General features: G+C 54.0%; 3 protein-coding genes, 1 tRNA gene, 1 rRNA gene and 1 riboswitch. Of the genes, 4 read left to right on the forward strand and 1 reads right to left on the reverse strand.

What is annotated here, in order from left to right:
* Positions 1 to 25: 25 nt before the first annotated feature.
* On the reverse strand, positions 26 to 1129 hold the full coding sequence (gene trmA / locus ACO6VX_RS21145; RefSeq protein WP_422431858.1) for a tRNA (uridine(54)-C5)-methyltransferase TrmA: 1104 nt from the start codon (positions 1127 to 1129) through the stop codon (positions 26 to 28).
* A gap of 110 nt (positions 1130 to 1239) precedes the next feature.
* Positions 1240 to 1422: riboswitch (cobalamin riboswitch) on the forward strand.
* Positions 1423 to 1491: 69 nt separating this feature from the next.
* On the opposite strand from trmA, the gene btuB reads away from it, so the two are divergent.
* The 4 genes from btuB (at position 1492) to ACO6VX_RS21165 (ending at position 6250) form a co-directional block, all read left to right on the forward strand.
* Positions 1492 to 3369: a TonB-dependent vitamin B12 receptor BtuB gene (btuB, locus tag ACO6VX_RS21150; RefSeq protein ID WP_182505221.1), complete on the forward strand. Its 1878-nt coding sequence runs from the start codon at positions 1492 to 1494 to the stop codon at positions 3367 to 3369.
* A complete protein-coding gene (gene murI / locus ACO6VX_RS21155) occupies positions 3314 to 4165 on the forward strand; it encodes a glutamate racemase (protein ID WP_346547531.1) in 852 nt (283 codons plus the stop codon). The genes btuB and murI overlap by 56 nt, the downstream gene beginning before the upstream one ends.
* 395 nt (positions 4166 to 4560) lie before the next feature.
* Positions 4561 to 6100, forward strand: a 16S ribosomal RNA gene (locus tag ACO6VX_RS21160).
* A 73-nt stretch (positions 6101 to 6173) separates the two neighbouring features.
* Positions 6174 to 6250 (forward strand) — tRNA-Ile (locus ACO6VX_RS21165).
* Positions 6251 to 6418 lie beyond the last annotated feature (168 nt).

Consider the following 6418-nt stretch of genomic DNA (forward strand, 5'->3'; position numbering starts at 1 on the left):
GGAACCTCAGGGTTCCCGTTTTTGTTTACGCTTTACGTGTCAGCAGGACACCGCATTCCATATGGTGGGTATAGGGGAACTGATCAAACAGCGCCAGCCGCGTCACATCGTGCGTTTCCGCCAGCGTCTGCAGATTGTCGCTGAGGGTCTGCGGATTGCAGGAGATATAAAGGATGCACGGATACGCCTGCACCATTTTCACCGTCTCTTCATCCAGTCCGCTGCGCGGCGGATCGACAAAAATCGTCTCGCATTCGTAGCTGGTCAGGTCAATTCCTTCCAGACGATTAAAGCTGCGCACGCCATTCATCGCCTGGGTAAACTCTTCCGCCGCCATACGAATGATCTGCACGTTATCAATCTGGTTCACGGCAATATTGTATTGTGCTGACGCAACAGAGGGCTTGGCGATCTCAGTCGCCAGAACGCGGCGGAAATTGCGTGCCAGTGCCAGCGAGAAGTTGCCATTACCGCAGTAGAGTTCCAGCAGGTCGCCCTGTGAATCCTGCGTCACATCCAGCGCCCACTCCAGCATCTGAATATTCATCGCCGCATTAGGCTGGGTAAAACTGTTTTCGACCTGACGATAGATAATCTCGCGACCCGCTACCGGCAGACACTCATCAACGTAGTCGCGATCCAGACAGATTTTGGTTTTGGTGGCGCGACCAATCAACTGCACATCCAGCCCTTCCGCGCGAAGCTGGTCACGCAGCGCCACGGCTGCCTGCTGCCACTCATCATCCAGTTTGCGGTGATAGAGCAGCGAAATCACAATCTGATTGCTCAGGGTCGACAGATAGTCGATCTGGAACAGTTTATGACGCAGGGTACGGTTATCACGGATCGCGGCGATCATCTTTGGCATCAGCTGATTGATCAGCTGGCTGGCCGCCGGGAACTGATCAACACGGATCCGCTCGCGTGTCTGCTGATCAAAGATGATGTGATAGATATCATCGCCGTCGTGCCACAGGCGGAATTCGGCGCGCATCCGATAGTGGCTGACCGGTGAACGGAACACCTCCACGTCGGGCGCAGCAAACGGTGTCATCATCGTCTCTAAACGACTGACTTTTTCCGCCAGCTGTGCGTCATAGTCTTCAATGGGGAGATGTTCGGGTGTCATGAGCAATCCTGATTAATAGCTTACCAGCGGGCGATTGTAGGCATTCACTTGCTGATGTCCAGTCCCGCAGCGAGAAGATGTTTGGCAGTCTGGACTTCCGTATCTCCACTCCGTAGACTGCAGACGCCGGCCTCAAGCCCGAGTTAATAGGGAATCCAGTGTGAATCTGGAGCTGACGCGCAGCGGTAAGGAATGTCGTGATGAGTGCAATTGCAGACACTGTCCTGTGGGATGGGAAGTCATCATCACTTATGGTTCCCAGCCCGAAGACCTGCCGGTGTAACGTCGCTACTCGTACAATCATCGCGTGCTATTGATTGTCGGCCTGCGGCATCCTGCTTCGTCTTATGGATGCGATAAAAATGACAAAAAAAACTGCTTCGCTGTTCGCTCTGAGCGCAACGGCGATTTCTCTCTGGGCGCAATACGGTTTTGCTCAGGGGAATGATGATACGCAAATAGTCACCGCCAACCGTTTTGCTGAACCTGTTTCAGGTGTGCTGGCACCCACCACTGTCGTCACACGTGATGAGATTGATCGCTGGCAGGCCAAAAGCCTGACCGATGTGATGCGCCGCCTGCCGGGTGTCGATGTCGCGCAAAGTGGCGGGTTAGGGCAGCAGAGTTCGCTGTTTATTCGGGGCACCGAATCGAGACATGTACTGATCCTGATTGATGGTATCCGGCTTAATCAGGCGGGCATCACCGGTTCGTCTGACCTCAGCCAGATCCCGCTGTCACTGGTGCAGCGCATCGAATATATTCGCGGTGCGCGTTCTGCAGTCTACGGTTCCGATGCGATTGGCGGCGTGGTGAATATCATTACGGGCCGATCGCAACCCGGCACCACGCTGACGGCGGGCGTCGGGTCCAACGGCTATCAATCCTACGACGGCTCAACCCAGCAGATGCTGGGCGATGCGACAAAGCTCACTCTGGCAGGCAACTACACCTATACCAAAGGGTATGACGTGGTGGCGGGTTATCCCAATGACTTTAGCCCGGCGCAGCACGATCGCGACGGCTTCATGAGCAAAACCCTGTATGGCAACCTTGAGCATCAGTTCAGCGATGAGCTCAGTGGTTTTGTGCGCGGCTACGGGTTTGATAACCGCACCGCCTACGACGGTTCATACACCTACGATAATAATTTCAATATTATCGGGCTGGCGGATACCCGCCAGCTCTATAGCCAGACCTGGGACACCGGGTTACGCTTCAATCGTGACTTCTACTCTACCCAGCTCATCGCCAGTTATGGCCATACCAAAGACATTAACTACGATCCGCGCAATGGCCGCTACGGTGCCGCGTCCACCTTTGATGATGTCACCCAGTACAATCTGCAGTGGGGCAACACCGTGCAGGTGGGGCAGGGGGCGATCAGCGCGGGTATCGACTGGCAGAAAGAGACGACCGAGCCGGGCACGAACTATTTGTCAGATGGCTATGAGCAGCGTAATACCGGTCTCTACCTGACCGGCCAGCAGCAGTTTGGCAGCGTCACCCTTGAAGGTGCGGTACGCGGTGACGACAACAATCAGTTTGGCTGGCATAACACCTGGCAGACGGCGGCCTCATGGGAGTTTATCTCCGGCTACCGCGCGTTCGCCTCTTATGGCACCGCTTTTAAAGCACCTAATCTGTCGCAGGTTTACAGCCCGGTTTATGGCAATCGCGACCTCGATCCTGAAAAAAGTAAGCAGTGGGAAGGCGGCTTTGAAGGGCTGAGCGGACCGGTGAACTGGCGTGTGTCGGGCTATCGCAACGACATCGATAATCTGATTGATAATGATCCGGCGACTTTCCGTTACTACAACATTAAGCAGGCCCGCATTAAAGGCGTTGAAGCGACTGCAGGATTCGACACCGGGCCGCTGGCGCATCAGCTCTCTTATGATTATGTCGACGCACGGGATGGCAGCACCGATCAGCCGCTCGTACGCCGGGCTAAGCAGCAGGTGAAATATCAGCTCGACTGGACGCTGTATGAGTTTGACTGGTCAGTTACCTACCATTATCTGGGTGACCGTTATGATACGGACTTTAACAGCTCTCCCAGCCGTCGCGTGAAGTTAGGTGGCGTCAGCCTGTGGGATCTCGCCGTCTCATATCCTGTCACTTCACAACTCACGGTTCGTGGTAGAATTGCCAACCTGTTCGATAAAGATTACGAGACAGTGTATGGCTATCAGACACCAGGACGAGAGTATTACCTCAGCGGCAGCTATAACTTCTGATTTGCGTCCCACCGTGCTGGTGTTTGATTCCGGCGTCGGTGGGCTTTCTGTCTATGATGAGGTCCGTCAGCTGTTGCCGGATCTTCATTATCTTTACGCCTTCGATAACGCTGGCTTCCCTTACGGTGAGAAAAGCGAGACTTTCATTGTGGATCGGGTGGTCGCTATCGTTGAGGCCATTACCCGCAGCTATCCTCTCTCGTTAGTGATCATCGCCTGTAATACGGCCAGCACCGTTTCATTGCCCGCTTTACGTGAACGTTTTGCCTTTCCGGTTGTGGGGGTGGTTCCGGCGATTAAACCGGCCGCGCGCCTGACGCGAAATGGCGTAGTGGGCTTGCTGGCGACGCGTGCCACGGTGCGCCGTCCTTATACCCATGAGCTGGTGTCGCAGTTTGCCGGTTCCTGCAAGATAGAGATGCTGGGATCAGCGGAGCTGGTTGAACTGGCAGAAGCGAAGCTCCATGGTGCGGAGGTGGCTCTGGATGAGGTGCGCCGTATTGTTCAGCCGTGGCTGCGGATGGCGGAACCACCGGACACGGTCGTTTTAGGCTGTACGCACTTTCCTTTACTGCGCGAAGAGTTGCAGCAGGTGTTACCGGAAGGGACGCGTCTGATTGATTCCGGTGCGGCAATTGCACGACGTACAGCCTGGCTGCTGGAGCATGAAGCACCTGAAGTGCATTCATCGCAGCAGAACATTGCATTTTGTACGGAGCTGGATGGCGAAGCGGTACAATTATCACCCGTTTTACGGCGTTATGGCTTCCCGTTGCTGGAAAAACTGGCGCTTTAGCGGCTTTTAGCTGAAAAAATCAGCACTCGGAATTTTATTTGAAATTAGCACTTGTCACCCTCCGAGAACTCCCTATAATGCGCCTCCACTGACACGGCACAACGGCTTACGAAGCGCCGGGTTGAGTAGGTTCGAAATCATACGAACCAGTGAGTTAAGCGAAAATAAATGCTTGACTGACAATGCGGAAAGCGTAATATACGCAGCCCGCGCCGCAGTAAATCGCGGCATGCTCTTTAACAATTTATCAGACAATCTGTGTGGGCACTCGCAGGATTGATATCAGCGTCTCCGGACGTAAAAAAATATCAAGCCTCACGAGTGAACACATAATGAAATTCATTATGACGTTTTACAGATGAGCACCGCTTAACTTGTTTAAGCAAATCAAACTTAAATTGAAGAGTTTGATCATGGCTCAGATTGAACGCTGGCGGCAGGCCTAACACATGCAAGTCGGACGGTAGCACAGAGAGCTTGCTCTTGGGTGACGAGTGGCGGACGGGTGAGTAATGTCTGGGGATCTGCCCGATAGAGGGGGATAACCACTGGAAACGGTGGCTAATACCGCATAACGTCGCAAGACCAAAGAGGGGGACCTTCGGGCCTCTCACTATCGGATGAACCCAGATGGGATTAGCTAGTAGGCGGGGTAATGGCCCACCTAGGCGACGATCCCTAGCTGGTCTGAGAGGATGACCAGCCACACTGGAACTGAGACACGGTCCAGACTCCTACGGGAGGCAGCAGTGGGGAATATTGCACAATGGGCGCAAGCCTGATGCAGCCATGCCGCGTGTATGAAGAAGGCCTTCGGGTTGTAAAGTACTTTCAGCGGGGAGGAAGGCGATGCGGTTAATAACCGCGTCGATTGACGTTACCCGCAGAAGAAGCACCGGCTAACTCCGTGCCAGCAGCCGCGGTAATACGGAGGGTGCAAGCGTTAATCGGAATTACTGGGCGTAAAGCGCACGCAGGCGGTCTGTTAAGTCAGATGTGAAATCCCCGGGCTTAACCTGGGAACTGCATTTGAAACTGGCAGGCTTGAGTCTTGTAGAGGGGGGTAGAATTCCAGGTGTAGCGGTGAAATGCGTAGAGATCTGGAGGAATACCGGTGGCGAAGGCGGCCCCCTGGACAAAGACTGACGCTCAGGTGCGAAAGCGTGGGGAGCAAACAGGATTAGATACCCTGGTAGTCCACGCCGTAAACGATGTCGACTTGGAGGTTGTTCCCTTGAGGAGTGGCTTCCGGAGCTAACGCGTTAAGTCGACCGCCTGGGGAGTACGGCCGCAAGGTTAAAACTCAAATGAATTGACGGGGGCCCGCACAAGCGGTGGAGCATGTGGTTTAATTCGATGCAACGCGAAGAACCTTACCTACTCTTGACATCCAGCGAACTTAGCAGAGATGCTTTGGTGCCTTCGGGAACGCTGAGACAGGTGCTGCATGGCTGTCGTCAGCTCGTGTTGTGAAATGTTGGGTTAAGTCCCGCAACGAGCGCAACCCTTATCCTTTGTTGCCAGCGATTCGGTCGGGAACTCAAAGGAGACTGCCGGTGATAAACCGGAGGAAGGTGGGGATGACGTCAAGTCATCATGGCCCTTACGAGTAGGGCTACACACGTGCTACAATGGCGCATACAAAGAGAAGCGACCTCGCGAGAGCAAGCGGACCTCACAAAGTGCGTCGTAGTCCGGATCGGAGTCTGCAACTCGACTCCGTGAAGTCGGAATCGCTAGTAATCGTGGATCAGAATGCCACGGTGAATACGTTCCCGGGCCTTGTACACACCGCCCGTCACACCATGGGAGTGGGTTGCAAAAGAAGTAGGTAGCTTAACCTTCGGGAGGGCGCTTACCACTTTGTGATTCATGACTGGGGTGAAGTCGTAACAAGGTAACCGTAGGGGAACCTGCGGTTGGATCACCTCCTTACCTGAAGATACCTTCCCGCGCAGTGTCCACACAGATTGTCTGATAAAAAGTAACGAGCAGAAAAAACCTCTACAGGCTTGTAGCTCAGGTGGTTAGAGCGCACCCCTGATAAGGGTGAGGTCGGTGGTTCAAGTCCACTCAGGCCTACCAAATTTCTTCTCATGCTGCGTTATGCGCGCGGTCGTTTACCTGAGTAAACGTCCCTTCCGCATGCCTTGCCTGAAAAGAAATTGCATCCTTCTCCTGAAGAATGTAACTCGGTTGAGTGGTAGTAGTGGTCTCTGCAGTAACTGTATGGGGCTATAGCTCAGCTGGGAG

It is taken from the genome of Pantoea sp. BJFS-204, assembly GCF_049310725.1.
Taxonomy (GTDB): Bacteria; Pseudomonadota; Gammaproteobacteria; order Enterobacterales; family Enterobacteriaceae; genus Pantoea; species Pantoea agglomerans.